Source organism: Bilophila wadsworthia ATCC 49260, from assembly GCF_000701705.1.
GTDB lineage: Bacteria > Desulfobacterota > Desulfovibrionia > Desulfovibrionales > Desulfovibrionaceae > Bilophila > Bilophila wadsworthia.
The window spans coordinates 1-26,544 of the sequence record NZ_JNJP01000040.1; the positions used below are offsets into that span (position 1 = coordinate 1).

Annotated in this window: 25 protein-coding genes and 3 pseudogenes; all 28 read right to left on the reverse strand. The window is 44.0% G+C overall.

The annotated features are described in order from the left end of the window. Nucleotides 1–397, reverse strand: a pseudogene (locus T370_RS0113340) (IS5 family transposase); the annotation flags it as partial. 78 nt (nt 398–475) lie between these two features. Continuing rightward, a pseudogene (locus T370_RS24400) lies at nt 476–1,227 on the reverse strand (IS5 family transposase). A gap of 606 nt (nt 1,228–1,833) precedes the next feature. Then, nucleotides 1,834–2,571 (reverse strand): ABC transporter ATP-binding protein, encoded by a 738-nt coding sequence (locus tag T370_RS0113350; RefSeq protein ID WP_029435995.1) that lies wholly within the window; start codon nt 2,569–2,571, stop codon nt 1,834–1,836. 13 nt (nt 2,572–2,584) lie between these two features. Beyond that, complete coding sequence (locus T370_RS0113355) at nt 2,585–3,379, reverse strand: ABC transporter permease (protein WP_029435996.1); 795 nt, start codon at nt 3,377–3,379, stop codon at nt 2,585–2,587. Next, on the reverse strand, nt 3,376–5,313 hold the full coding sequence (locus T370_RS24405; protein ID WP_081847553.1) for a glycosyltransferase family 2 protein: 1,938 nt from the start codon (nt 5,311–5,313) through the stop codon (nt 3,376–3,378). Before T370_RS24405 ends, T370_RS0113355 begins: the two co-directional genes overlap by 4 nt. 152 nt (nt 5,314–5,465) lie before the next feature. Further along, nucleotides 5,466–7,400 carry a hypothetical protein gene (locus T370_RS0113365; protein WP_029435997.1) on the reverse strand — a complete coding sequence of 645 codons (1,935 nt, stop codon included), beginning with the start codon at nt 7,398–7,400 and terminating at the stop codon, nt 5,466–5,468. Nucleotides 7,401–7,404: 4 nt separating this feature from the next. Beyond that, complete coding sequence (locus T370_RS0113370) at nt 7,405–7,794, reverse strand: SMR family transporter (protein WP_051643836.1); 390 nt, start codon at nt 7,792–7,794, stop codon at nt 7,405–7,407. Beyond that, on the reverse strand, nt 7,784–8,734 hold the full coding sequence (locus T370_RS0113375; protein ID WP_029435999.1) for a glycosyltransferase family 2 protein: 951 nt from the start codon (nt 8,732–8,734) through the stop codon (nt 7,784–7,786). The genes T370_RS0113370 and T370_RS0113375 overlap by 11 nt, the downstream gene beginning before the upstream one ends. After that, on the reverse strand, nt 8,734–9,906 hold the full coding sequence (locus tag T370_RS0113380; protein ID WP_029436000.1) for an acyl-CoA reductase: 1,173 nt from the start codon (nt 9,904–9,906) through the stop codon (nt 8,734–8,736). Before T370_RS0113380 ends, T370_RS0113375 begins: the two co-directional genes overlap by 1 nt. Then, nucleotides 9,893–10,969 (reverse strand): LuxE/PaaK family acyltransferase, encoded by a 1,077-nt coding sequence (locus T370_RS0113385; RefSeq protein WP_029436001.1) that lies wholly within the window; start codon nt 10,967–10,969, stop codon nt 9,893–9,895. The genes T370_RS0113380 and T370_RS0113385 overlap by 14 nt, the downstream gene beginning before the upstream one ends. Then, nucleotides 10,959–11,624, reverse strand: coding sequence for a GNAT family N-acetyltransferase (locus T370_RS0113390; RefSeq protein WP_029436002.1), 666 nt, complete (start codon nt 11,622–11,624; stop codon nt 10,959–10,961). The genes T370_RS0113385 and T370_RS0113390 overlap by 11 nt, the downstream gene beginning before the upstream one ends. After that, nucleotides 11,617–13,020 carry an AMP-binding protein gene (locus T370_RS0113395; RefSeq protein WP_029436003.1) on the reverse strand — a complete coding sequence of 468 codons (1,404 nt, stop codon included), beginning with the start codon at nt 13,018–13,020 and terminating at the stop codon, nt 11,617–11,619. The genes T370_RS0113390 and T370_RS0113395 overlap by 8 nt, the downstream gene beginning before the upstream one ends. Continuing rightward, a complete protein-coding gene (locus tag T370_RS24410; RefSeq protein ID WP_081847555.1) occupies nt 12,998–13,711 on the reverse strand; it encodes an MBL fold metallo-hydrolase in 714 nt (237 codons plus the stop codon). The genes T370_RS0113395 and T370_RS24410 overlap by 23 nt, the downstream gene beginning before the upstream one ends. An 11-nt stretch (nt 13,712–13,722) precedes the next feature. Beyond that, nucleotides 13,723–13,959, reverse strand: coding sequence for an acyl carrier protein (locus tag T370_RS0113405; protein WP_029436004.1), 237 nt, complete (start codon nt 13,957–13,959; stop codon nt 13,723–13,725). Next, nucleotides 13,959–14,933, reverse strand: a complete 975-nt coding sequence (locus tag T370_RS0113410) for a transketolase family protein (RefSeq protein WP_029436005.1) — start codon at nt 14,931–14,933, stop codon at nt 13,959–13,961. Before T370_RS0113410 ends, T370_RS0113405 begins: the two co-directional genes overlap by 1 nt. Then, complete coding sequence (locus T370_RS0113415) at nt 14,930–15,727, reverse strand: transketolase (RefSeq protein ID WP_029436006.1); 798 nt, start codon at nt 15,725–15,727, stop codon at nt 14,930–14,932. Before T370_RS0113415 ends, T370_RS0113410 begins: the two co-directional genes overlap by 4 nt. Nucleotides 15,728–15,737: 10 nt before the next feature. Next, on the reverse strand, nt 15,738–16,478 hold the full coding sequence (locus T370_RS0113420) for an SDR family NAD(P)-dependent oxidoreductase (RefSeq protein WP_051643837.1): 741 nt from the start codon (nt 16,476–16,478) through the stop codon (nt 15,738–15,740). Then, nucleotides 16,471–17,613: a ketoacyl-ACP synthase III gene (locus T370_RS24415; RefSeq protein ID WP_081847556.1), complete on the reverse strand. Its 1,143-nt coding sequence runs from the start codon at nt 17,611–17,613 to the stop codon at nt 16,471–16,473. The genes T370_RS0113420 and T370_RS24415 overlap by 8 nt, the downstream gene beginning before the upstream one ends. 3 nt (nt 17,614–17,616) lie before the next feature. Further along, nucleotides 17,617–18,351 carry an SDR family NAD(P)-dependent oxidoreductase gene (locus tag T370_RS24420; RefSeq protein WP_029436009.1) on the reverse strand — a complete coding sequence of 245 codons (735 nt, stop codon included), beginning with the start codon at nt 18,349–18,351 and terminating at the stop codon, nt 17,617–17,619. Between the two features lie 28 nt (nt 18,352–18,379). Next, a pseudogene (locus T370_RS0113435) lies at nt 18,380–18,571 on the reverse strand (hypothetical protein); the annotation flags it as partial. Nucleotides 18,572–18,573: 2 nt separating this feature from the next. Beyond that, entirely contained in the window at nt 18,574–19,704 is a 1,131-nt protein-coding gene (locus T370_RS0113440; RefSeq protein WP_029436011.1) for a ketoacyl-ACP synthase III, read from the reverse strand. Between the two features lie 2 nt (nt 19,705–19,706). Then, nucleotides 19,707–20,456, reverse strand: a complete 750-nt coding sequence (locus T370_RS0113445; RefSeq protein WP_029436012.1) for a hypothetical protein — start codon at nt 20,454–20,456, stop codon at nt 19,707–19,709. Then, nucleotides 20,456–21,880, reverse strand: a complete 1,425-nt coding sequence (locus T370_RS25055; RefSeq protein ID WP_156034424.1) for a hypothetical protein — start codon at nt 21,878–21,880, stop codon at nt 20,456–20,458. Before T370_RS25055 ends, T370_RS0113445 begins: the two co-directional genes overlap by 1 nt. Further along, nucleotides 21,880–23,007: a dTDP-4-amino-4,6-dideoxygalactose transaminase gene (rffA, locus tag T370_RS0113455; protein ID WP_029436014.1), complete on the reverse strand. Its 1,128-nt coding sequence runs from the start codon at nt 23,005–23,007 to the stop codon at nt 21,880–21,882. Before rffA ends, T370_RS25055 begins: the two co-directional genes overlap by 1 nt. A gap of 141 nt (nt 23,008–23,148) precedes the next feature. Continuing rightward, entirely contained in the window at nt 23,149–24,009 is an 861-nt protein-coding gene (gene rfbD / locus T370_RS0113460; protein ID WP_029436015.1) for a dTDP-4-dehydrorhamnose reductase, read from the reverse strand. A gap of 37 nt (nt 24,010–24,046) precedes the next feature. Continuing rightward, nucleotides 24,047–24,592 (reverse strand): dTDP-4-dehydrorhamnose 3,5-epimerase, encoded by a 546-nt coding sequence (gene rfbC, locus T370_RS0113465; protein ID WP_029436016.1) that lies wholly within the window; start codon nt 24,590–24,592, stop codon nt 24,047–24,049. Beyond that, on the reverse strand, nt 24,583–25,476 hold the full coding sequence (rfbA, locus tag T370_RS0113470) for a glucose-1-phosphate thymidylyltransferase RfbA (protein ID WP_029436017.1): 894 nt from the start codon (nt 25,474–25,476) through the stop codon (nt 24,583–24,585). The genes rfbC and rfbA overlap by 10 nt, the downstream gene beginning before the upstream one ends. A gap of 3 nt (nt 25,477–25,479) precedes the next feature. Continuing rightward, nucleotides 25,480–26,544 (reverse strand): dTDP-glucose 4,6-dehydratase, encoded by a 1,065-nt coding sequence (gene rfbB / locus T370_RS24425; RefSeq protein ID WP_029436018.1) that lies wholly within the window; start codon nt 26,542–26,544, stop codon nt 25,480–25,482.

Consider the following 26,544-nt stretch of genomic DNA (forward strand, 5'->3'; position numbering starts at 1 on the left):
CCGTCGCAGACCGCATGGAGTTTGGAATTCAATCCGCCCTTTGTCCGGCCTATGAGACGCGCGGAGCCCCCTTTTTGCGCAGGCTTGCCGCCGTGCGGTGGGCCTTGAGGTGAGTGGAGTCAATCATCAGCGAGCCATCAAAGGGCGTCTGGTTTGCCAGCTCGGTGAAGCTCCTGCTGAAAACACCGAGCCTGCTCAACCTGACGAACCGATTGTACAGCGTCTTGTACGGACCATATTCCGCGGGAGCATCCTTCCACTGAAGTCCATGTTTGATAACGTAAAGAATGCCGCTGACGACGTGCCTGTCATCCACACGGGGAGCACCGTGAGAACGGGGAAAGAAAGGGCTGATCCGTTCCATCTGGCTTTCGGAAAGGTAAAACAGGGTACGCATGCGACACCTCCATGTCTTCAGATACCCTGTTTTCACTTCATTGGGACTAATGATTCCTGACCCTAGGCTCAGGAATCATTAGTCAAGATAAAAGATAACGATAACAGCAAGGCAGATAGCTAAAAAAAGTATGGGCACAGTGGTCATACCGAGTCACGATACGCCGCTACCCCTTCAGTTTACTGAATGTATTTCCAATAAGATGCCGCCGCTTATATAGCGCCTTATCAAAAGAAAATGCTGTATTTCTAGTTCTTCGGGGTGGTATCCAGACTGCCATCCCCTTGGCTCTCAGAGATTCCCGCAGCCAACTCGCGTCATAACCTCCGTCTGCCAGAAACGTACAGATATCGGGAAGGAGGTGCTGGAGAATGGCTACACCTTTGTAGTCGCTGACCTGCCCTTCAGTCAGCAAAAGCAGGACGGGCCGCCCGTGGCCGTCATAAGCGGCATGAAGTTTGGAATTCAGTCCTCCTTTTGTGCGACCGATGAGACGTGGAGAATCCCCTTTTTGAGCAGAATTGCCGCCGTGCGGTGAGCCTCGAGATGGGTGGAGTCGATCATCAGGGAGCCATCAAAAGGTGTTTTATTTGCCAACTCAATGAAAATTTTATTGAAAACACCGAGCCTGCTCCACCTGACAAAGCGGTTGTACAGCATTGTGTGCGGGCCTCATCAGGTGCATCCTGCCACTGAAGTCCGTGCTTGATGACGTAGATAATGCCGCTGGCGACACGCCTGTCATCCACACGGGGAGCACCGTGAGAACGGGGAAAGAACGGTTTGATAAGCTCCAACTGACTTTCGGAAAGATGAAATAGGGTACACATGGGACACCTCCGTGCCTTCTGCTCCTTCCCTTGAAAATAACGAGTCCTGACCCTAGGTCTTTTATTAAGTACACTTGAGCGTTTTTTCATCTCTCTACACCAGCACTCTTGCGCTGGGTCAAAATTTTTGCCGAAAAATATATGAAAAACTGTATCCCCGAAAGGTTATCGTTGAGATTGATAAAATATAGCAGTATCTCAAATCAAAAAAATAAACTTTGGATATGGAAAACCTACTGTTGTGATACTAGAGGTGTAGAGGGCGTGATCAAAAAATCTTACATCGAATAATGGATTTTTACGCAAATAAATGGATATGTGATTTTACTGTGCAGACAATTGGAAAATATATCTATTCTAGATATTAGGAAATAATTTACTGAAAAGAAAATCCGAGACTGTACATGTTGAAAGAAATAATTGTCGGCGGAGACACTGTTTGCATGGTTCAAAAATAAGCTTGTAGTTGTTTCAAAAAGTCTGAAAAAGGTTGATGTTATGATGATTTGTTTGCTAATTCCTATGTAAATAGGAGCATAGAAGAATTAAAACATTATATTATTAATACTTTTCTCAAAATATTACTGTGGCATTAACTGCCAGTTCTTAGTTGAAATATTCCGGCAAAACATCATAAGGCTTCCCATCCATTTTTATTTTTCCATGTTCGAGCCAAATAATTCTATTGCATATTTTATATAAGAGATCTTTTGAATGACTAGCAATTATAAGTAGTTGTGCATTGTTTACCAGATCGGTCATGCGATTTTCGGCCTTATCCTTGAAAGATTCATCTCCTACAGAGAGCCATTCATCCATGATGAGGATATCAGGACGAATCATAGTAGAGACTGCGAAAGCCAAACGCATCTGCATCCCTGTTGAATAGGTTCTGATCGGCAAGTCGATAAAACTGCCCAGCTCGCAAAGTTCAATAATATTTTCAATCTGTTCTTCAATTTCTTGCCGTTGTACGCCTAAGAGACTTCCACGGATAAAAATGTTTTCCCTCCCTGTCGCTTCCTGATCAATGCCAAGCGAAATATCAATGAGAGATCCTATTGAGCCTCTAATCTGAACAGTACCAGAACATGGAACATATACCTTACCGAGCACACGCAATAACGTACTTTTTCCCGCGCCATTGTGTCCAACAAGGCCCAATCTATCTCCATCTCTCAACGTAAAAGAGATTCCATCCAAAGCACGAATGTTGATATTCTGGTCTAAAATATCAACCTTTCCCCCAACTGTAGATTGTAAAATAGTATTTTTTAATGACCGTGTATTGGCATTATAGATAGGGAAGTCCACAATGACATTTTTAAGCTCGATATTTACCATGACAGATCCTCAGCTAAAGCCAATAGGCTATCCGATCACGATAGCGTCCTAAAAATATTGTAGTACCAATCCATCCAGCAATGGCCATAATACAACAGATGAGATAATTTTCCAGTCCTGGTATGATCCCCAATATTGGATCGCGGACAACGCTGATCAAATGGTGAAAAGGATTCATATCAAGAAGGAGCCGTCCTACTCTTTGGGGCATAAGTTCTGGCATCCACATAATTGGAGTCACATAAAAAAATATTTGCAGGACACTTGTAATCAATTGGGGGAAATCTCGAAATCGAGTGCAAAAAATTGCAGAAACCATACCCATCCAAGATACATTGACTGTTAACAACAGGAAACCGGGAACAGCCAGAACGGCCTTCCAACTTAAGGAATACCACATCACAATAAAGACAAAAGGAATGATTACAGCGTTGTGCAGTAAAAAAAGAAACGAAGTCCATACGCGACAAAAAAAATAAAAAGCAATAGGCAATTCAAGTTGAGTTATCATTCCCGTAGAGGATATGAAAGACGTACTACCTTCAGAAATAATAGCAGTGATATAGTTCCACAAAATAATACCTATAGCAAGAAAAGGAAAAAATTTATGAATAGAAGCGTCAAAAAGCTGCCCAAAAATAAGACCTAAGGTTAAAATTTGTATTCCCATACTTATCGTTATCCAGAATGGTCCAAGCTTGGAACGTCTGTACCTCAAGACCATATATTGTCGTCCAAGCATGCGAATCAGATCATACTTGCGAAAAGAGTTTATGATATCAATAATCCCATATCGTAATATACTCATCTGTAACTCTCACTGCCTTCCCATGATTTCCAAGTATAGCACTTGGAAAGATAAGGGGTTTCATTTGCTTTTAAAATCGTAGGAAAGGAGGACTCCCGGCTATAATGAGCTGAATAGAATGGATCCCATATAAGCTGTTCTCCCCATCGCCCAATCATCGTAGAAATTTCTCGTTGAAATCTAGCCTGTTTTTCAGGGGTATCTTCGCATCCCCTTGATATTGATTCTAGGTGATATAGTTCCACATCCCCTATATAGGCGTTGTGATACCCACCTTCGTGGAGTTTTAGACAGAAATCCACATCGTTAAAAGCCACTTTCAATGCGGCTTCATCAAATCCTCCAAAAAGGAAGAAAAGTTCTTTGCGCACTATTAAACACGCTCCCGTGACGGCAGTACACCAGCGTGGCAGCTGAAATTGATAAAAAAAGTCAGTAGTATCACGAGAAAGTTTTTGGCCTATATGAGCAGCAATGCCCCCCATACCGCGTACCACACCTCCATGCTGAATAGTTCCATTAGGGTACAGAAGCTTTGGCCCTACGGCACCGGTTTCAGGTTGGATAGCATAGGCAACAAGACGCTGTAACCAGTCAGGATGAATGACTTTAATATCATTATTGAGAAATGCGAGAATTTCTCCATGAGCCTCCCGTGCGGCCATATTGTTTATTTCACTATAATTAAAAGGCTTATCCCAGTGGATAACATGCACCTTAGGATGGTTTTTAAATGATTTGTATAATGAAATAGCGTCCTGTTCAATACTACCATTGTCTACAAGAATAACCTCAATGGGAGCATAATCTGTATGGTACAGTAAACCGTTAAGACATATCTGGGTAAGCTCCGCATGATTTCGTGCAGGAATAACGCAGGTAACGAGTGGAAGCTTTTTGAGTGTGTAGTTGATCTTATTAAAACCAAAACAGCCACTAGTAACAGTTGCATTACATTTTTTGGTTTCAAGGTAGTCAGCTACAGCCTGTCTGCGCGCCTTTTTGCACTGTTCCAATGCTCTGTCAGAAAAACTTCCAGAACCGGGAAACTGTCGCCAGTGATATAAAATGCGTGGAATATGGCGAATTTGGGAAGGTCGAATTTTAAGTACACAGCGCAAAGTAAGGTCATGATCCTGAGATCCCTCATATCCTAAACGAAAACCACCAATCTCGCGTAAAAGGGATGTTCGATATATACTTAGATGATTAAGATAATTTGAGGCTAAAAAAAGAGGTTCATTCCAATCCGGTTTAAAATGAGGATTATAACGTTTATCTTGTGGAGATAAAAGATCTTCATCAGAATATATCAACATTGCATCAGGATGCTGAGTTATTTCCATAGCGACAAAGTATAAGGCAACTTCTGGAAGAATATCGTCATGATCCATAAGTGCGGTGTATGTCCCCGTACATAAGCCCAAGGCACTATTTGATGCAGCACAGATATGGCCGTTTTCCTTACGAAAAATGACATGGATTCTGGAATCTGCACGACAGTAATCTTCAAGAATCGTTTGGATCTGAGCGTTAGGTGATGCGTCATCAGCTATGCACAGTTCCCAGTAAGGGTATATCTGGTTTTGTACTGAATCGAGTGCTTGCCGCAATAAATGCGGGTCTGGATTATATACAGGCATAAGAATTGAAATGAGCGGAGGAGACTGTAATCCCTGAATTTGCTTCCTGATAGCGGACATATCCTGTGGGGTCAGCTTCTCAAATCTTTCTTGCCATTCGAAGTATCCCGTTCCTATCCTGCTTTTCCATGACTCCCGAAGAATGGTTTTTATTGATAGTCCTTCTCTGTACCTCCTGAAAACAAGATTCCAACAGGCTACAATCCCACCTTTGTTTCGAATAGCACAACAGATATTCCATATAGGATTAATCCAGCATTTTTTTAATACTGATATGATGGAATGAATCATAAATGTATTTTACCTCTCACAACAATATTAAAACTTGATCGTCTTCAAAACAATAATATATATCCTGTATATATTATATTGAATCATATATCAAATTAATGAATGATATAAACTGATAGTATGGTAAACTGCTAAAAGCATATATTCTTATTTTATTCTGATTTAATAAATTCACCATTCAATATAGTGAACACTTCAGCGATATCTTGATATGACGCCCAATAGCCAAGTGTATCTCTTATAAGTTCATATTTCATAATGAGTTTTATATCATCGGATACAGCGAGAGGTTTTATCTTTTGCTCATATACTTTTTTTATTTTAGACTCAGCTTCTGTAAGAGCTATACATTGTGTAATATAAAACCCTCCTATGGTTTTATATAAAAATACAACTTCCTTTCCGTATTTTTCTTTTATATAGTATGAAATTGCACTTTTCAATGCATAGTGAGCATCAAAATACAATCCACTATGTGTAATAATTCTTATATTTTTTTTCCTATTACTTAAATCATTCCATATACTGTTAATATTTATATTGTTATTCTTTAAAATTTTAAGACTAGATGGATGATTTGAAACAGGCGTCATAGAAATGATATTTTTCAATATATTCTTTCCAAAGGGATGGCATGCATGTTCAACAAGAACGAAATCTGTTATGTAAAATTCGTTTTGTGGAAGATGTTGCACCTCATTCTGCATTTGTTTATATATTTTATATTGGTATCTTGTAGATATCGCCTGATTATGCATGATTGTGTATGAAAAAAATATTCCCATTACAAGACATAAAATACCTACCACTGTATATATTTTATTTTTAAATTTAATAAAATTACAACATTTAAACTTAATTAATAGAACTATGATAGTGATAAAGGCAAAATTATACCACAATCTATACGGAAGGGCTCTAAATTCTACATTTAAAGCTATAACCAATATAAAAAATACAACACCAGCGTAAATATTATATTTAAACGTTCTGTTTGATAGACAAAAAATTAAAACATAAATAAAAATAAAATACTTAAAAACATCTCTAAAATCTTTTATCCTAAAACCGGCATATAAAGAATTTGAAGCTTGAACTTTATCAGAAATAGCATTTACTGCTTTATTTAAGTTGTTAGAGTTATATATTTTTTTATCACCAATGAAATAAGATGTTAAAAGCATCCTATAGTCACCTGAAGAAAAAAATATTTCTTCATTATCAATATCATTTAAAGCCCCTACAACATTTTTCCAAGGAGCATTGATATTGTCCCAGATATTGGTTTTATCAGCAATCTCTACTCGTGCGTTATTTGCTTTCCTCATTTCATCCCACTCGGGATGATGACTAACTATATATCCATCCCAAAGGTAAGCGCCAATAATTGTCAAAAGCGCACAACCAACGACGCTGCACTTTTTTAGATGTTTTCTCCACTCTTTATACGGCCACCAAGGTATAAGAAGAACACCTGTAAAAAAGCCTACAATCATACAGCACTCAAAACGGATGAGTGATGAAAAAAGTAGCGCAATGACACAGTAAACTGCACAGGCAAACTGCGCCTTCTTCCCCGTGAAGTATTCGCTCACCCACATGTAAAAAGAGAGTACACCAGACATCGCCAGTAGCCCTGACGTCATGGTGAATTGAGGAGAAATGAAAGGAGTAGCACCGACAAATGTTATAATAACCAGTTTCAATATTTTAGAGAACAAGCTCTCTCGCTCAAAATCTTTGCATACTGACATAGCAAGTACAAAAAGAGAGACGCTGGCAAAGAGATAGGTAAATATATCATACCAATAGCCATTTCGATATACTGTGTAAAAAAATTTGAGGATTTTTCCATATAGAACATTCATATATAATGTAAACTCAGATGGCTCGGAAATACTGCCACCAATACTCCCCTCAAGAAGTATCCGCATATCCATATCATCACATGTCTGGTACATGGCATGATAATGTATAGCCATATACCAACATGCAAGAACAGGAATAAAAGAAAAAATAGCTCTATTACTGAATGGATTGTACGTTGTCAAAAATGATATTTTTTTATTTTGTTCTGCACAAATCATACAATTATCCTCGGCTTGCTATGGTGACGCCCAGCATAATAAAAAGAACGCCGACAATTTTATACATGTTCATACTTTCCCCAAACAAAAAAGCCGAGAACAAAAGAACAAGAACAAAACCAAGGCTTGTAAACGGATAGGCAAAACTGATATCGAGTTTCGACATCGTTGCCATCCAAAAAAGTCCGGAAAGAAACGTCGCTACAAGCCCTGAAAAAACTCCAGGGTCAAAGATGATAATTAAAAGAAGCAGAAATTTATCCCATAATCCTTCAGGCAAATGTATATCACAAAAACGAGAGGACATCCGCCATTTAATCATGAGCTGTGAATACACTGACAGTACGATTGTTGCTGTCAAAAAAACGTAAGGAAGTATGGTCTTAGGAAACACTTTTTTCCTCGAAATTAACGGTTTTACCTATGACATAAAGAGGGCGCCCCTTAACTTCCTCAAAAATATTGGCAAGATACAGGCTCATAACGGCAAGTGTAAGAAAAATCATGCCACCCATTAACGTAATGGTAAACATAATGCCCGCATAACCGTTTACATCATATTCACCGGAAATCTTGTTATAAAGAATCATGCCGGCAAACAGAAACGATGCCAGAAAACTGCAGACAGAAAAAAGAGCGCTGATAAAGAGAGGGCGTGCCGACTGCTGTAACAATATGGAAAAAGCCAGTCTGATTGATTTTAAAAATGTATAGGAAGAAGATCCTTCAAAACGCTCATCTCCCTCAATGGGAAGATACGCAAGCTCAAAGCCACAGTACTGTATAATGGAACCATAGCAACGATGATGTTCCCGCAGTTTTCGATACGCTAAAACTACTCTATGCGTGATAATGGAAAAATTTCCTGTCCCCTTCTCTCCATGGTAAATCCTGTTAGTGAGTTTACGCATAACGGTATTGAATACATGAGACTCGGCCTTCTTAAGAAAACAGTCCTTCCTGTGTTCACGAATGGCAAAAATGGCTTCCTTACCTGAACGTTGCAGTTCTTCTAGCAGCAAGGCAATCTTATGAGGAGGATCCTGTAGATCACAATCCATGACTACCACATATTCACCTTCCGCGTAGTCAAGTCCGGCGGATATGGCTATATGCTGACCGAAATTACGTGCCAGTTCCATGAATTTTACACGGGGATCCTTTGCAGCTATCTCCGCTATTTTTTCTCCGCTTCCATAGGGGCAAGCGTCGTTCACCATGATAATCTCAAAATCATCGGTAATCGCTTCAAGGTGTTCCACCAGTCGATGATGGAGTTCCTCAACGATATTGACGGCGTTATATACAGGAGTGACAACAGAAATATAGGGCATCAGTTCGCCTTCACAATTCTTGAAAGTTCGCGCACAAGATCATGCCCATCCCAGAATACACCAATATCCATGGCCTTTCCTACAGGCACGATACGGTCGATGCCACGCAAGCGTGCCGCTACGACGGCCTCACAAAAAGCCTCTTTATCGACACCGAAGCATGTAACGGTTTGAAATTTTTCTGTGACAACAGAAAAAAGCTCTTCCCAATTCTTAAGGGAATACTCATAGAAAAAGCCTCCATGCCCGCGATGCTCCATAAGATCTGAAGTCAAAGTTTTTAGTTCTACACGATAGATGAGATTAGTTTTGCGAGTGGCAGACTTGAGCGCCGGATTGGAGATAGCCTCTTCACACAGCGCAGTGTACTTATCTACAGCCACGGCGTCCTGAAGGATATATTTTTTCCTAGCATAAGAATCCACGGCATTCCAGAAACGTTCACGCCCTGCTTCATCATCGTGCTGCCAAAGCAACACTTGAGGAGAAGAACAGGCGTTTTGATCCATGAGAAAGGTGTCATTGTAAAAATTCTCCACCAGTCTTTGAAGCTGAGTATCTTTAGCTTTCAGCACGGCCTTGCCATCCAGCAAAGCCAGTGAATACCTGTCGGCAAAGGCCACGTCCACGCACCGAGGAGACGCGGGCAGAGCCTTTACCATGGCAATGGTATTATCACCGCCCCAGATCATGCGAACATCAGCTCGGGCACAGAAAGCTGCCGTGATTTCATTATTGCGGGGATAGCGTACGAATGCCGTACGCTTTTCCACCTCAGGATATTTCCTTATGACACGACCAATGATAGTACACAAAGCATCTATCTGCGGAAAGTCTTTGCTGGGCAGCCGCACAATATTTGCATTACCCGCCAGTAGAGCAAAAAGATAGGAAAAAGCAAAATTTATCGGAATGTTGGAGGGAGCAATATGAAAACAGACTCCTCGTCCGAGTCGATTAGAAATCTTGTCGAACTCATGCGCCATCTTTTGAAGGCTGGCCCTGCGTCCCCAGAAGGCCAAAGCCGCAAGATCGGGCATGGCACGCGACGCCGGGGATTTCAGCAGCTCCGAAGACAATTCCGCAATAAAGGCACAAACGTCGGTATCAAATACGCGCAGCGGCGTATCGACTACGTTTTCACTGCCAAGGGGATAATCAACGCCGTTCATAAGTATCACTGCATCCTCTCAGCTCCGCACTCCTGATGCGGCCATGGATCTTGAAATATTTTCCGAGCCTGCCGCAGGGGCAGTCATCAACACCAAGCACTTCTCCCTCATCCTCAGTGAGCAACACATGTCCCGGATAACTCGTAGGCAAAACGGAAAGCAGCTCAATAAGCCCCCGTTCTCCTTGTCCAGCTACGGAAAAATCAGAAGAGCGGCGGATAATAACATCAGAGTAGTTGGAACAGTGCATATGTCCATGCTCACATTCCACAAACACCGACCCGAGCTGTTCCGCCATACCGTAGTAATTATAAACTCTCACATTACCGAGCACGCCCTGCACGCGGCGGTTGAACTCCGGAGCGCCCACGGCCTGATCCTTAAGTTTTTTCCAGCCTCCTATATGAAAAAGAATCGCATTTTTCATATGGAACTTACGACCGCTATTCTCTAGGGCACGTACCACGAACTGCCATATCATATAGGTATAGCCAAACATGAGAATGGTATCAGCGGCATGTTTCTCACAAAATTCCGTGACTTTCTCGATGTCGATATCCATATCGGCGTTAAGAGCGTAGGTAATGTTACGTCCAAAAAGAGAAAAACCGATGATGCCTGCACCACGCGCCGAATACATAGAACGATCCTTCTTGATCATTTCCGTATCCAGTAAAAGTAAGGGCAAACGCTGCTTACCTATAAAGGAAGAAATTATCTCATTCAACGTTTTGCTCTGACTGCGTACGTTATCGGCATCAAGAAAAATTTTGGACACAGCCTGACCGGATGTACCAGAAGATGTGAGGGTCTTCGTCACTTTTTCTTTGGAGACAGAATGCAGTTCATATTTTTTAAAAAGACGAACAGGAAGAAACGGTTGTTGCTCACAGCTGTGCCGTACCGATACATCAAAACCGAGTACATCAATAATCTTATGATATTCCGGGCAGTGTTCGTAGTGGTGCCGAGTCAGTTTTGAAAGAATCTCAGCAAGAGCTGCTTCCTTGTCCTCAGCGGCGAGCCCGTATGGAGGAATTTGAAAAAGTTCATTAAGCGTCATGGCTCACCTCTTTTAAAAAAATATCAATGGGTTCAGAAAATATAGCTCCGAATGCCGCATACAGATTCATCACAGCTGTATTTTGTGAACTGATTCGCCCCTCCAGTCGTCTGAACCCACGTTCTGCTGTTACCTGGCAGGCTCTGGCGTACAATGACATGGCGGCCCCAGCCATGCGGTACTTCTCCTCCACTGCTGCCAGATGGACAAACAGCGATTCCTCAGAATTTCTGACAAGAGCAAGAAAACCTACAATTTTTTCACGGAAAAAACAGGCCAGAACATCGTCCAGAGAATCCACCCATTCCTTCAAAACCATGGAAGCAACGGCGTCATCACACGTAGGAAGTACATGAAATCTGCGATCGTAAGGAAAAGATGCACAGGCAATACGCAGCAAATCCTTTTTGTGACTGTCTATTTTCTCCACCGGAAGGCGTACGGCTTTTGTAAGATCCACCGGACAGCGGGCCAGGCTTATGGAAACCTTCAGAGTACGGTCTGCCCAGAAAAAGCCTCTCTCCTGCATGTTCAGTTCGCTTGCTGACGAAGCCGGAAGCATGACACGAACATGCGTCGCCCCAGAAATATTCCACTCGGCAGGTTGTGAGGCCTCAATATCGGCGAGACGGACAGCTCCGTAAACTTTAATCATAGAACGGTTCCAGTGCTGCATACTGTGTTTTTCCGGCCTCATTCTTGGGGATCTCCTCCAAGTAATTAACATGAAAAGCCGTAGGATTAAGACGGGTCTTCTCAACAAGAAAACGCTTCACTTCAGCAACAGCCGACGCCTCGGTAATAAAGACCTGCATAGCATCGTCCTTGCCTGCACAGGCACATTCAAAGTCGAAATGACTCTTGAGCAAACGTTCGGTCTCATCAAGACCGACACGATTGCCGAAAATTTTAAGAAAGCGTTTTTTTCGTCCAACAATATAAAAGAATCCGTCTTTATCGAATTTTGCCATGTCTCCCGTGAGAAGAATACCGCCGCGTTCATCACCTTTGGTAAGATCCTCACAGCACTCGGCATAGCCCATAGTGACATTACGACCTTCATAAAGCAGTTCTCCAACGATATTGGGGGTCGTGATATCCTGTCCTTTCTCATCCAGAAGACGGAATTTGCCCCCGGGAATGGCAATCCCCATGGCTCCACATTTTTCCAGAGCCTTATCCGCAGGTAGCCATGCCATACGGGCCGTTGCTTCCGACTGACCGTACATCACGATAAAACGCTTGCGCTCACGCTGGGCATACTCTGCAAACTTTTTGTGCAGCTCCGGCAGAAGTTTGCCTCCAGCCTGTGTCATGGTACGCAAAGAAGGAAGTTTACGCATGAAAAAACGTAGTTTGTCCAACATCTCATAGGTGTAGGGAACGCCTCCAAAAGAGGTGGCCTTCTGCTCGTTGAATAACGTCCAAAACTCGCGCTGAATCACGGTAAACGGCGACAAAATGATCGTCGCCCCCACACGCAGATGCGTATTAATGATAGACAACCCATAAGTATAATTCATTGGTAAAGTAGTAATAGACCGTTCTGTTTCATTCAGCTCCAGATACTCCACAATAGATGTCGTATTGGCTTCAATATTATCATAGCTCTGTCGTACAAGCTTCGGCGAACCGGTTGACCCTGAAGTCGTAAGCAAGAGTGCAAGGTCATCATGTAGAGTAAACGCATGTGTATTATTCCGCTTAATAAGCACATATTCACGAGCTTCGTAGATAATACGTCCTTCAAATGAGTCAGCCTGTACACGAGGAAGCCATAAGTAGTTGGGATGATAGGTATCAAGAAAACCGTTCAGCAATGAGCGATCGATATGTTCATCCAGCATGAGAGGAACAATCCTGTGATTCAGGAAGGTCACATACCCAAGAACCGACCCCATACTGTTCGAACAAAGCGAAAAAACCAGGCAACGTCCGTCGATATGCTCCGCCAATCCCTCGGACTCCCTATAGAGCTGGGCATAAGTACAGATCTCGTCCTTTTCATTAACGAGTGCCGTATGACTATCAAACTCCAACAAATTCCACATGTACAGCTCCATGATAAACGTCGGCCATACGGAACTCTGGACCGTGACCGGGCAAAACGAACATGTCTCTGGGCAGAGACTTCAAAAAAGGTAGCGTAATATTTTTGTACTGCTTGGTACTGCCGCCGGGCAGCCGCGTGATAGTTGGCGTATTCAGAAGAAGAGAATCCCCGGTGAACACCGTTGTATCGTTCCAAATTATGCAGCAGCTGCCAGCAGTATGCCCCGGCGTACTCACGAAAAAAAATCGTTCCTGTCCCCATTTCAGCTCAAATTTGGTACTGAAAGTTACATCAGGAATATAGACATGCGCTTCATAATACTGACGAAAATGCTCTGCAGTATTCGTCCCGTTTCGCATGTCCTGCACTGCCAGCATAGCCACTATGAGAGCCGGATGATTATTGTTCAGATCGGCTATAGCACAACCACATGCCTCTTGGCATATTAGCTCCGTTTTCCATTCACGTTGAAGACTGTAAATGCCGCAGGTATGATCGGGATGCTCATGCGTAAGCAGTACTGTGCATTCCGAAACCCCTGCTTTCCGCAGGAAAGCAAGGGCTTCGGATGCGGGATGCGGGTCGATGACAAGAAAGCGCGTTCCATCAAGAAAGATATACATATTCGTACGCACATCTTCCGAGACAAAGCGGAGAAGAAAGCGTGAACCTATCGTCAACCTTTCCATCCCGCAATGCCTCAAAACGTGATACCGTACTTACCAAGTAGTTCCTTGCCTTTGGCAAAAGAACTCAGATCCACAATATCATCAGGTTCGAGCATGATGTCGAAGGTTTCTTCCAGAGCGGCAACAAGTCCCATATGCCCCACGGAGTCCCAGGCAGGGATAGCCTGAAATTCAAGACCACGGGCAGTTTCCGCGTCAATATCAAAAGCCTGCATAAAGGCTTCCGTGTATTTCTCTTCGTTAGTCATCAAAACAACTCCTTATAAGTTTCTAAAATCTTTCCGGCGACTTTATCCGGAGTAAGACCACATGAATCAAGCAGGCTTACATAGTCTCCAGCATGGGGATAAACATCGGGCGCACCTATGATGAGGTGCGGAGGATGTATGGTCTTCAGGGCCAGTTTTTCAGCAACAGCACTGCCCAGACCGCCGATGATAGAGTGCTCTTCCACCGTCACCAGCAATTTTCTTTTGCAGGCTGCTTCCACCGCCGTTATATCCAGCGGCTTGATGGTATGCATATCGAGAACCGAAGCCGAAATGCCCATAGCTTCAAGGTGTTCGGCTGCCTTTAAGGCACAATGAACCATGCTGCCCGTGGCAATGATGGCGACATCGTCACCTTGACGAAGCTCTATGGCCTTACCGATCTCGAAGTCGAAATCTTCCTTATAAACAATGGGATTGTTCATGCTACCCGTGAGACGAAGGTAAACCGGAGCGTCAATTCCGGCTGCCGCAATTGTAGCCTTCACCGTAGCCGTGCAGTCCGCCGGGGAAAGAATAACCACGTTGGGCAGAGCGCGCATGATAGCAAGATCTTCCAGACTCATATGGGTTGGACCGAGTACCCCAACAGAAAAGCCTGCTGTAAGCCCCACGAGTTTTATAGGCAGGCCCATATACCCCATATTTACCTTCACCTGATCGGCACTGCGCATGGAAGCAAACGTCGCATAGGTCGTAGCAAAGGGAACGAATCCCTCCCTGGCGAAACCAGCCGCAATGCCGACCATGTTCTGTTCAGCAATACCTACGTTGTATAGTCTGTCAGGATACTGCCCCTTAAAACGTTCCAGACCGGAAAACGAACAGAGATCAGCGGTAAGAATAACCGTGCGGGGCTCCACTTCAGGTAGTACCAGCGCAGCCTGTCCAAACGCGCCGCAGGAACCGAGACGAGACCAAATTCTGATGTTCATCGAAGTAAAATCGATCATTCGACCGCCTCCACTTCTGCCATTCCCTGCTCATACAACCGCTGTGTGACAATTCCGTTGTGCCACTGAGGCATGTTCTCCATAAAAGAAAAGCCCTTACCTTTTACCGTCTCAGCGATCACAGCCAAAGGTTTTTCCGTATGCATACGGAATGCCTCCTTCAGGGCTTGCACATCATGTCCGTCAACGGTAACAACATCCCATCCGAACGCCTTCCATTTGGCCGAAAAATCAGTCAGAGCTAGCACTTCCTCTGTATTTCCGTCATACTGAAGGCGATTTCTGTCGATAACGGCAACAATATTGGCAAGTCTATAGTGAGAGGCTGTCATGGCAGCTTCCCAAACCGAACCTTCGTCACACTCACCATCGCCGAGAATAACGAAGACACGTGAACTTTCATTACCTTTTTTATACAGAGCCAGCGCAACGCCGACCCCTTGGGAAAGCCCCTGCCCCAGACTGCCACTCGCAAAGTCGATTCCCAGACCAGGGTTCACGGAGGGATGAGCACTGACGTAAGAGCCGTTGGCCTTATAGGTAAGAAGCTCATCTTCCGAGAGCAGACCTACCTGCTTCAAGGCCGCATACTGTGCCATCACTCCATGCCCCTTGCTTAGAATAAGGCGGTCACGATATTCAGCCTGAGGGGCATCAGGAGCAAAAGACATGGTACCCCCATAGAGTGCCGCCATAATCTCAACCAGAGAAAGCGAACCGCCCATATGAGCACCCTGAGATTTAGCCGCAAGGGCCATCTTCAGGAGATCTTTACGCATTTCCTTCGTATCCATCGATTTCCCCTCAGACTTTGCCGCCGTCTATGCGTATGATCTGACCGTTCACAAAGGAAGACTCCTCGGAAGCAAGAAAGACCACCATCTTCGCTATTTCTTCCGGTTTTGCACGCCGTTTCATGGCACACTGAGCTATCATGGCTTCTTCTGCCTTGGATTCCATCTGATCTGCCATTTCTGTATCCACAAGCCCTGGAGCGACGGCGTTGACACGTATTCTCAAATGACCGCATTCTGCAGCAAGCGTTCGGGTAAAGGCCATGACTGCAGCCTTGGAAAGACCATATGCACAGCTTCCCACCGGCATATCGAGACCGAGTACGGATCCCAAATTGATGATGGAAGCATGACGTCGACGCATCATGTACCGCAAAAGAAGTTGCGTCAGTTCCATCATAGAAAACAGATTGCTATCGAAAACTTCACGAACCTTAGACATTCCGGTCATCTGAAACAGGCCACCGTGGGCCACGCCGGCGTTGTTCACAAGGATATCCACAGGGATTCTGGAGGAAATAAGTCCGCGAACTGCTGTCTTCATCGCCTCGCTGTTCGTCATATCAAAAAACAACGGAGAGACCTTGACACTATATTTTGAGGCAATTTCTTCCAGCATGGAAAGGAACTCCGGCGTCTTACGGCGGGCATGAGCAATAACATCAGCCCCGTTGCGAGCGAATTCTGCCACAAGAGCCTTGCCTATCCCCCTGTTGGTGCCGGTGATGAAGGCAGTTCTTCCCTTAAGCATTATTCCCTTCCTTAAAGTAGGATATCCAGTAGTCAATCTTTTGCTGACGATTCATGTTACCGGCAGGAGTATGATGGAGATGTACAGGAGAGATGTATGCTCCTTCCATATCAACAAGACAGAACCCCCACGAAAGTCCTACTCCAAATGTAGCCAGACAGACATTCTTTGCAGGTTTCTGACTGAGCTGACGACATATATCAACAGTCACTGCTGCAGAACCACAGTTTCCATATTGTGAAAAGGTCTCTGCAGAATACTTGTCCCCAGGAACTCCGGCATACATGGCCACAGTACGTACAATCTGCTTATTGGCTTGGTGAAAGGCAAAATAATCTATGTATTCCATGCTCTTGCCAGAAAATTCAAGAATATCTTTGATACCTTTTGGCCCCACATCCGTCGTGAACTTAAACACGTCAAGTCCCTTCATGATGTCATCGCAGAGCCGCCACACATTACCCGTAGCGTCTGTAATTTCCAATCCGGCAATATCCGAGAACATGGGCAGACTGTAACCGCCAGCCGGAGCAATGAGTTTATTCCAACATGTGCCGCGAGTACCCGTGATAAAAAACGAGGGACGAAGTTCGTCCGTATACTCAAGAAGCGTGGCCGTTCCTGCATCGCCGAACAACATATTGGAATTACGGTTACGTCTGTCGGAATGGCGACTCGTAATATCGCCAGCAAGCACAAGGCACTTCTTTGCTCCCCCACCGGAAATAAGGGAATGGGCCGTCAGCAATCCGTGAACATAGGCAGAACATGCAAGACCAGAAATATCAAAACACGTACAATTCTCACTGAGAGCGAGACGTCCTTGAATAACGCAGGCAGAGGCGGGATAGTGGTAATCGTGCGATGTGGACACTACAATAAGAGCATCTATGCTGTCCTTGTCGACATTCAGGGCAGAAAGAAGTTCTCGGGCTGCCGCTTCGCAAAGATCGGAATTGGTAGTACGTTCATCCGCCACATGGCGTTTGCCGAGACCGAGGATTTTCTTATTTCGCTCCAGAAGTTTCACATCGTTATTAAAGAACGCCAGCTCATCATCAATGCGAATGAAATCCTCCGGAACAACGCAGGTTATGCCGCTGATTTTGACATGTTCAAACCTTGTTCTGGACATGAGTTATATTGCTCCACAATCAATAATATAGTTCTGAGCCGTTATCCATTTGGACTGTTCAGAAAGAAGAAAGACTACGACATTGGCGACATCGGAAACCTTGCCCAAACCAAAAGGATACTTTCCTTCTGCATAGGAACGCGTAATATCGTCTACCATCTCTGTTTCTATTACAGTAGGAGATACGCAGTTGACTCTGAGTCCAGCAGGTGCAAGCTCACGAGCAACAGATCGCATTGTAGCAATAAGCGCCCCTTTTGATCCCGCATAGGAGGTCATGCCGGGATCACAATGGACACCTGCAGATGAAGCAATAAAAACCATCGCACTTCTATTTCCGTTATTATTCCGCTTGTCGGCAAATCCTTTTGCCATAAAAACAGGGGCAAAGTAATTGACATCAAAAAGACTGTGAATGGCAGGCAGATCTACGGCCCTGAGAGGCTGAAGTTCCCCCACACCGGCGCAATATGCCATGCCCTGAAACTTGCCGTATTTTTCGCGGAGCTGCTTTACATAGGAAGGCAATCCGGCGATATCTTCAACAAGATCTTTCTGTTCAAGAAAAACATTCTCCGGGAAACGGGCTTTTTCCTTCATGGCCTGCAAACGCTCTTCATTGCGTCCGATACCGATAACCGTTGCGCCAAGCTCATTGAGCAACAGGGCAACGCCCCTGCCTATGCCCGAAGATGCCCCCGTCACGATGAAGCGCTGCTCTGCTGCAAAGGAAATCATGTTACAGACCTGCCTTGACTGCGATGTCTTCCAAGGTTTTTATGTCCAAATAGTCGGAAATACTCGTCTTCACGCCGAAATTCTTGTCCAGAAAGGCCATGGTGGCCATCACGGCAAGCGAGTCCCATTCATCCAGTTCTTCAAGCACCGTTTCAAAGCTGAGGGTTTCTTCAGTCTGAAGGACATCCTGCATTTCCGTAAGAAATTCATCACGCGTCATGGTTATTCTCCTTTAAAGTGTTTAATCCAGTGTTCAATCTGTTGCTCTCTGTTCATTCTGTTCACCGGGGGAACATAGGTAGAGATACCGCCATTATACAGCCCTGTAAGATCCACGGCTGTAGCTCCCCATGAAAGGCCGATGCCGAATGCGCAGAAAATCGTTTTTTTCAGCTCCGCATTTTCGGGCTGATCGCAAAGCACCATTACTACAGAATTGGTGGAGTTATTCGCATACTTGGAAAAAACATCAGTAGGCGCTTTTTCCGCGGGAATTTCCGCTTTTTCTATGACATTCTCCACTATCTGCTTATTGGCCTGATGAATGGCAAAAAGATCCACATCCTCTTTTTTCCATCCCGCTGCGGCAATAATTTCTGCCAGAAGAGACGGGGCGACTTCCATGGTGAAATTAAAGACATCTTCACCCTTCATCATTCCCTGCTGGGCAGTCCACCTGTTTCCCGCGGCATCTTCTACAGATAAGTCAATTGATGCAGCATCATATGGAAGACGCATGCCGCCAAACGGGTGAATGATTTTATCCCAGCCGCTGCCGTCACATCCCATAACGAAAGTCGCGGTCCGTTCTTCTTCCGTCCTTTTCAGGAACGTGGCAGACGCAGCGTCTCCAAAAACTTGCGCAGCCTTTCTGTTCGTCTGATCCGTGGCTCTGGCACAGAGATCACCGACAAGCAAAAGACAATTGCTTACAGCTCCGCTTGCTATCATGGCATGGGCGATCCATAAGCCATGTACATAGCCCGAACAGCCGAGATTTATATCCAAAGAAGGACAAGACTTCCTCAAACCAAGTTCTCCGTGAGCTATACAGGCATCACACGGCTCTGGGAAGTCAGGTTTTTGGTTGACAAAGATAAGAAGCTCTATGTCCCCTGCTGCGAGAGACATCTCACTCATCAACTTTCTTGCAGCATCTACGGCAAGATCCGTCACAGTTGTATTTTCATCAGCTATATAGCGACGCCCATAGCCCATCATCTTTTTTGCCCGGGCAAGTTTTTTAGAAGAGCCTCCAAAGAATTCGAGCTCATCATCAATATCAATAAAGTGTTGAGGCAGAACACTTTTTACACCCGCTATGCGAACATGAGAAAAGTGAGACTCACTCATTTTTATTTATCCTCCTTACTGTACACCTTTCTCAGCACATAAAGCTCCTTATAAATAATTCTTCCATAATTCTGATAAATACGCAGCATAGAATAATTATTAGATGATACAACAGTCTTTGTTCCTTCTACAGAACGAACGGTATCTAAGATCTGAAAGACACCATACCCTTCTCCTTGATGTTCTGAAAAAACACCCCCTAATATACCATCTTCTACACCAGTTTTTTCATCACGAACATTGATGCCGAAAGAAATTTCCTTATCGTTTACCTTTAAAAGCCACATCCAAGAGTTCGGCTTTTCAAAAAGATCCCAGCACCAATTTTTGTAGCGTATACAGGCAACATCCATACCGAGTAAAGGATCAAGACTTACCCTGTCCGTTGAAAACATACCGGGAGTGATCTTGTCTATGACTCTGCCCCATGCCGCACACGTTTTTTCCACGGTGACCCGCTCTGCTCCGTTCATCCACTCTTTAATCTGATCCGGCGTTTCTAATGGTGCAAAATGATCTTTCAAATAAAGTTGCGTTTCCATAAAACGAAAACCGACATCTTCCAGCGCGTGGAGAACATTCAAGTTTCCTACGGGCATCTTAATAGTAACGTATGCATGATAAAAATTTTGTGCACGCAAATCTTCTAAAATACTTTCAGCCCCCTTTTTAAGATCCCTTTTGTCCAAAACAATTTCATAAGCATCATAACCCAAATTGCGCTTTTCCCAAACGGCTTTCACTATTTTCACTACGATATTCCTTTAAACTGATAGACAATTTCTGAATTCAACTGTGTATAGTATAATTCAAGCATATCGGAATTATCTATAAGCTCATAAAGATGGAGTTTGCACGATTCCCCCTCGTATCTATCCAAGTAAAACTGATAATTTTCGTCCATTTCTATTTTACGCAATATTTTACTAGAAAGTAACTTTTCTATTCCTCTTAAAAAATCTTTATTATTGTCATACATATAAGGGAAATTAGGTCGTTGATATTCATGAAAAGACCACAGAGCATTCTCTCTATTTATCTTAACAACAGCAGGAACTTTCAGTCGCATAAGATCAATCATGGTTAATGCTGCAGAAACTGGAAAACTGTCAATAAAAACATCAGCACAGCAGAATATTAGCTCATACTTTGGAGTCAAAGGATGAATAATGAGTCTATTGCGACTTTTAGAGCCTTCAAAAATTTTTTCAATAATTACCTTTTCAGTTTCTGAAAAATTCGAAATAATTATATGTTTAACATTCTGATTTCTATCTAATAGATGCTTTATTACCTTGAAATATTCCGATGTATCTGAGCTATCAAAAAATTTATAGGAAGAACCACCAGAGATGGTACAAAGTTCAACATCGCTCACACCAAGACTTCGCCTGCATGCTAAAATTTCTTCTGCGGTAAATGTTGGGAACTGCTTTAACCTTTTACTTAAGATACCAACCACATGGGTTTTTAAACATTTTCGCAGTTTCTGCGTCACATATGCAGTGACAGGCATCCCCTCCAAAATAATATCCGCAAAACTTATTCCAAGATTTGGATAATGTGACGCATGTGGGCAATAATATACTTTTATTTTTGTATATTTTTTAATCATTGAAAGTAATAAAGTACCATATATATCATCAGGATGAATAAAAACAAAAATAACTTTTGGGGAAAAGTTACATATATCATAAAATAAATTTATAGTATCTTTCTTCCATCGTATATTCCCTATATCTTTTCCTGATATTAAAGCAAACTTTTTAATATAAGACATTATTTGTGGGGCATATTTCCAAGACGAAGAATAACTTGTAAGAAATATAGATTGTGTATATTTATCATTTAGAATATCCATTAAATCCTGAATACACTTACTATGTCCTCCATTGTCATATAATTCTGTAGCTAGAACGGAGACCCTAGTTGTGTATGGGCTACTATCCATACTTTTTACAGGAGGAATAATGCGCTCTAATTCTTTATCAAAATTTCGAGTATCGAAGTTTTTATTTTTTTGAAATTCATATATGATGCGACTTATAGGTGTAGTTCTACTCCATACAGGAATGCCCAAAAAATAATATATAAACATCCCTTGGAAAGATTTAACTTTAAAAAAAGTTATCTTTCCAATCTTTAGTTTGTCCTTTTTCCACTGCAAAAAGGACATCATCCTCTCCAAAATTTGAAAACCTGTTCGATAATATAATCCTGTTGTTCATCTTTGAGACCATAAAACAATGGTAGCCGTACTAATGTATCACTGACATGCTTAGTTACATTTAACTCGCCGCACGCTCTGCCATACTTTTTACCTGCAGGTGATGAATGCAAGGGAATGTAGTGGAAAACACACAAAATTTCCTTTTCTTTCATCCTGGAAATAAATCTTGTACGAGTTTCCAGATCAGGACACCGCAGGTAAAACATATGAGCATTCTGCTCACAGTTTTCAGGGCAGTATGGCAAACAGACGCCATATTCGGATAGGCATTTAAAGGCGTCATAATAACGCTGCCATAAGTGCTTACGGTAACTATTGATCTCAGCCATTTTTTCAAGCTGGGGTAACAGATAGGCCGCAACCATATCACTGGGAAGATAGGACGAGCCAAGAGCAAGCCATGTATATTTATCAATCTGACCACGTAGAAAACGACTTCTATCCGTTCCCTTTTCTCGTACTATCTCAGCAGATTCGACAAGATCTGGATTATTGACAATCAGAGCACCTCCCTCGCCGCTGGAAATATTTTTTGTTTCATGAAAAGAGTAGCAACCTAGATCAGACATGGTACCGGCAACTTTTCCCTTGTATGTACTGCCTATGGCCTGTGCTGCATCTTCAACCACATGAATATTATAGACAGCTGCAATATCATTGATAGTATCCATTTCAGCACAGACTCCGGCATAATGCACGGGCACAATGACCTTTGTGCTGGGAGTGATGGCTTTTTCGAGAAGCCTTTCGTCCAGATTCAAAGTATCATCACGAATATCGACGAAAACAAGTTTTGCTCCGCGCAAAGCAAAAGAGGATGCTGTTGTTATAAACGTATAGGAAGGACAAATAACCTCATCTCCAGGTTGAATATCAAGTAGCAAAGCTGACATTTCCAAGGCTGCCGTACAAGAATTCGTAAGTAGAGCCTTCTTACACTTGGTATAGCCTTCCAGAAACTTGTTGCATTGCTTGGTAAATGTCCCGTCACCACATATATGCCTATCGGCAATAGCGTTCCTGATATGATCTAACTCTGTGCCACAGACCGGAGCCTCGTTAAAATTGATCATAGTCATCCCTGTGTGCCCTATTAATTTTCAAAGTTCAACTTGTCACCTAATATAAGGTAAAATCAAAAATAAACGCCATTATCCAGAATTTTGCAAGTGCTTATCGTTGTATAATAAAATTGTGCATAAAGCGATAGCTACCTAACACAGCTGTATATTTTCATTTTTTACCATGAACTCCTCAAACTCCCTTTCCCAGTGCGGCATAGGAGGCAGGTTATAGAGAGCAAGCATTTTTTTCTCCAAGCGGGAATTGGCCGGGCGACGGGCCGGAGTGACGTACTCTGCTGAAGAGCAGGGAACAACCTTCTGCGATTTACCAGCCAGCTCAAAAATCCTGCGGGCAAAATCATACCAAGTCGCTTCTCCTTCGCATGTCAGGTGAAATGTACCGACAAGCTCAGGACGTATGAGGAGCTCCCGAAGCGCTCTAACGACGGCAAAAGTACTTGTCGGATTTCCATGCTGATCATTAACGACTTTCAGAACATTACGACTGCCGTCAGCTAGTTTCAGCATAGTGTGCACAAAGCTTGGACCACCGGGACCATAGAGCCATGAAATACGGACAATAATATGATTCGGACAGTGCGTACGAACAGCCTGCTCCCCTGCCCATTTACTTTGTCCATAAACGTTGATACCGCCGGTCGGCGTATCAAACTCGGTATACGGTCTTTCAGAGTCTCCTGAAAAAACGTAGTCAGTGGATATGGCGATGAGTCTAATACCGTTACGCTGGCAAGCTGAGGCCACATTGGCGGAACCGACCGCATTGATTTTCCAAGCCATATCAGGGCAAGTCTCACATTTGTCCACATCGGTCATGGCCGCGCAATGGATAAGCACATCCGGCTTGCAGGATCTACATACAGCATCAATTCCAGCAGCATCGGTAATATCGGCTTCAGGCAAGCCGGCCACAACAACTTCATGTTCTCGAAACTCCCCACGCAAAGTGCGACCAAGCATTCCTTTGCCACCAGTGATAAGAATTTTCATGAAAATAATCCGTTGTTAGCACAAGATTGTCTGTAACTTAGGAAAACAGCATTCTTTTTAGTTCTGCAAAGGAAGGCGCAATCATGTCCTTTGCCGAGAGCATGGGGGCGGCAATAGGCCATGCGATGTTGAGTTCCGGATCATTCCAGCAAATGGAGCCTTCATCTTCAGGGTGGTATAGCTCGGTACACTTGTAATGAAAGTGAGCAATCTCGCTGGTAACGACAAAGCCGTGGGCAAGTCCCGGGGCAATCCAGAGCTGCCACTGGTTTTCCTGTGTCAGCTCCACGCCGTACCACTGGCCGAAGGTCGGCGAATCCCGACGAATATCCACGACCACGTCAAAAACACTGCCGAATGAAACGCTGGCCAGCTTTCCCTGCGGAAAATTTTTTTGAAAATGCAGACCACGCAGGATACCTCGACTTGATTTCGAGTGATTGTCCTGAATAAAGGGCAACGTTATTCCAGCGTCTTCATAACGTTTCTTTTGCCAAGTCTCGACGAAGTAGCCACGAGCATCTCCCCAGATCCTGGGCTTGATGAGCAGGACTCCGGCAATCGGGGTTTCGACTACTTCCATATCTTTCCCCCCATTTCAACCAGCTCATAAAGGTATTGTCCGTAGCCATTTTTATCCATGGGTTTAGCAAGACGACGCACATCATCCGAAGAAATATACCCATTACGCCACGCAATTTCTTCGAGGCAGGCAATCTTTAGGCCCTGACGTGTCTCCACGGCCTGTACAAACGAGCTTGCTTCAAGCAGGGAATCGTGAGTCCCCGTATCAAGCCATGCGATTCCCCGGCCCATAAGTTCTACATTCAGGAGGCCTCGTTCAAGGTAGATATTATTGACTGAGGTAATTTCCAATTCTCCTCGTGCGGAAGGGCGAACCTGACGTGCAATAGAAACGATCTCTGAATCATAGAAATAAAGGCCGGTTACAGCATAATTTGATTTGGGATTCTCCGGCTTTTCTTCAATACTGACCGCACGTAAACTGTTATCGAACTCTACAACGCCGTAGCGTTGAGGATCCCGAACATGGTAGCCGAATACGGTAGCTCCTGTGGTTCGACTCATGGCCTGTCTGAGAAGTTTATCCATGCCGTTGCCGAAGAAAATGTTATCACCGAGGATCAGGCATACGTTGTGCCCCAGAATAAAGTCTTCGGTCAATAGGAAGGCCTGAGCCAGTCCTTCCGGTCGCTCCTGCACGACGTAGCAAAAAGAGCACCCCAGCTGAGAACCATCCCCCAGTAGCTCATGATACAGAGGCAAATGTTCGGGGGTAGAGATAACGGCAATATCCCGGATGCCGGCCTGCATGAGTATACTTATTGGATAATAGATCATGGGCTTGTCATAGACCGGCATAAGCTGTTTGCTCACGCTGCGTGTCAGAGGATAAAGCCGTGTTCCGGAGCCACCTGCGAGTACAATACCTTTCCACTCTTTCATGATCTACATTCTCTCCGCATAGTTGCTGCGAATCCAGTCTCGGTAGGCACCGCTTTGGACGTGTTCTACCCATTCAGAGTTGGCGAGATACCATAGTACTGTTTCGCGCAGACCTTCCTCAAAGGTATGGTCTGGTTTCCAACCCAGTTCGAATTTGATTTTTGAACAGTTGATTGCATATCGGAAATCATGGCCCGGACGATCCTTCACGAATTTGATGAGACTAGCATAAGAACCTTCAGGGGATGGACGTACTTGGTCGAGTACTTCACAGATACCGTGGACAACTTGAAGATTTGTGCGCTCAGAATTGCCGCCAATGTTGTAGGTCTGTCCTGCCCGCCCTGATTCTAGTACCCGTTGAATGGCGGAACAGTGATCTTCAACATGAAGCCAGTCGCGAACGTTGGATCCGGAGCCGTACACGGGGAGGCTCTTACGAGCCAATGCGTTGAGCGTAACCAACGGAATGAGTTTTTCCGGGAACTGGCGTGGCCCATAATTGTTGGAACAATTGGTAATCAGTGTTGGCAGACCATATGTCTCGTGAAAGGCGCGAACAAAATGATCGCTGGATGCCTTGGATGCGGAATAGGGGCTATTGGGGTTATAGGGCGTTTCCTCTGTAAAGGCGGGATCCCCAGGGTTCAAAGCGCCGAATACTTCATCGGTCGACACATGAAGAAAGCGAAATGCGGCCTTTTCAAACGGAGTAAGAAGCGTCCACCCGTCTTTGACAGTTCGAAGCAAGGAACAGGTACCAAATACATTGGTACGCACGAAAGCGTCTGGATCAAGAATGCTTCGGTCGACATGGCTTTCCGCCGCAAAGTTGACTACAGCATTGGGCCGGTACGTCTGAAGAAGATAGGCAACAAGTTCCGCGTTTCCGATATCGCCCTCTACAAAGATGTGTCGTGGATTATCCCGAAGGGGAAATAAATTGTCAGGATTTCCCGAATAGGTCAACTTGTCCAAATTGATGACGGTATCGCCAGCGGCGCACCGTTTTAGCACATAACAAGAGCCAATGAAGCCGGCTCCACCGGTAACCAGAAGTGTTTGCAT

Excerpts from the sequence above, each read along its gene's own strand:
- T370_RS24405 (WP_081847553.1), bottom strand. The coding sequence starts at position 5,313 with ATGATTCATTCCATCATATCAGTATTAAAAAAATGCTGGATTAATCCT.
- T370_RS0113420 (WP_051643837.1), bottom strand. The coding sequence starts at position 16,478 with ATGCTTAAGGGAAGAACTGCCTTCATCACCGGCACCAACAGGGGGATA.
- T370_RS24415 (WP_081847556.1), bottom strand. The coding sequence starts at position 17,613 with ATGTCCAGAACAAGGTTTGAACATGTCAAAATCAGCGGCATAACCTGC.
- T370_RS0113410 (WP_029436005.1), bottom strand. The coding sequence starts at position 14,933 with ATGATCGATTTTACTTCGATGAACATCAGAATTTGGTCTCGTCTCGGT.
- T370_RS0113415 (WP_029436006.1), bottom strand. The coding sequence starts at position 15,727 with ATGGATACGAAGGAAATGCGTAAAGATCTCCTGAAGATGGCCCTTGCG.
- rfbB (WP_029436018.1), bottom strand. The coding sequence starts at position 26,544 with ATGCAAACACTTCTGGTTACCGGTGGAGCCGGCTTCATTGGCTCTTGT.
- T370_RS0113380 (WP_029436000.1), bottom strand. The coding sequence starts at position 9,906 with ATGAACGGCGTTGATTATCCCCTTGGCAGTGAAAACGTAGTCGATACG.
- T370_RS0113375 (WP_029435999.1), bottom strand. The coding sequence starts at position 8,734 with ATGCCCTATATTTCTGTTGTCACTCCTGTATATAACGCCGTCAATATC.
- T370_RS25055 (WP_156034424.1), bottom strand. The coding sequence starts at position 21,880 with ATGTCCTTTTTGCAGTGGAAAAAGGACAAACTAAAGATTGGAAAGATA.
- T370_RS24410 (WP_081847555.1), bottom strand. The coding sequence starts at position 13,711 with ATGGAAAGGTTGACGATAGGTTCACGCTTTCTTCTCCGCTTTGTCTCG.
- T370_RS0113395 (WP_029436003.1), bottom strand. The coding sequence starts at position 13,020 with ATGTGGAATTTGTTGGAGTTTGATAGTCATACGGCACTCGTTAATGAA.
- rfbD (WP_029436015.1), bottom strand. The coding sequence starts at position 24,009 with ATGAAAATTCTTATCACTGGTGGCAAAGGAATGCTTGGTCGCACTTTG.
- rfbC (WP_029436016.1), bottom strand. The coding sequence starts at position 24,592 with ATGGAAGTAGTCGAAACCCCGATTGCCGGAGTCCTGCTCATCAAGCCC.
- T370_RS0113365 (WP_029435997.1), bottom strand. The coding sequence starts at position 7,400 with ATGATTTGTGCAGAACAAAATAAAAAAATATCATTTTTGACAACGTAC.
- rffA (WP_029436014.1), bottom strand. The coding sequence starts at position 23,007 with ATGATCAATTTTAACGAGGCTCCGGTCTGTGGCACAGAGTTAGATCAT.
- T370_RS0113350 (WP_029435995.1), bottom strand. The coding sequence starts at position 2,571 with ATGGTAAATATCGAGCTTAAAAATGTCATTGTGGACTTCCCTATCTAT.
- T370_RS0113405 (WP_029436004.1), bottom strand. The coding sequence starts at position 13,959 with ATGACTAACGAAGAGAAATACACGGAAGCCTTTATGCAGGCTTTTGAT.
- T370_RS0113390 (WP_029436002.1), bottom strand. The coding sequence starts at position 11,624 with ATGATTAAAGTTTACGGAGCTGTCCGTCTCGCCGATATTGAGGCCTCA.
- T370_RS24420 (WP_029436009.1), bottom strand. The coding sequence starts at position 18,351 with ATGATTTCCTTTGCAGCAGAGCAGCGCTTCATCGTGACGGGGGCATCT.
- T370_RS0113385 (WP_029436001.1), bottom strand. The coding sequence starts at position 10,969 with ATGACGCTTAATGAACTTTTTCAAATTCCTCCATACGGGCTCGCCGCT.
- T370_RS0113440 (WP_029436011.1), bottom strand. The coding sequence starts at position 19,704 with ATGAGTGAGTCTCACTTTTCTCATGTTCGCATAGCGGGTGTAAAAAGT.
- rfbA (WP_029436017.1), bottom strand. The coding sequence starts at position 25,476 with ATGAAAGAGTGGAAAGGTATTGTACTCGCAGGTGGCTCCGGAACACGG.
- T370_RS0113355 (WP_029435996.1), bottom strand. The coding sequence starts at position 3,379 with ATGAGTATATTACGATATGGGATTATTGATATCATAAACTCTTTTCGC.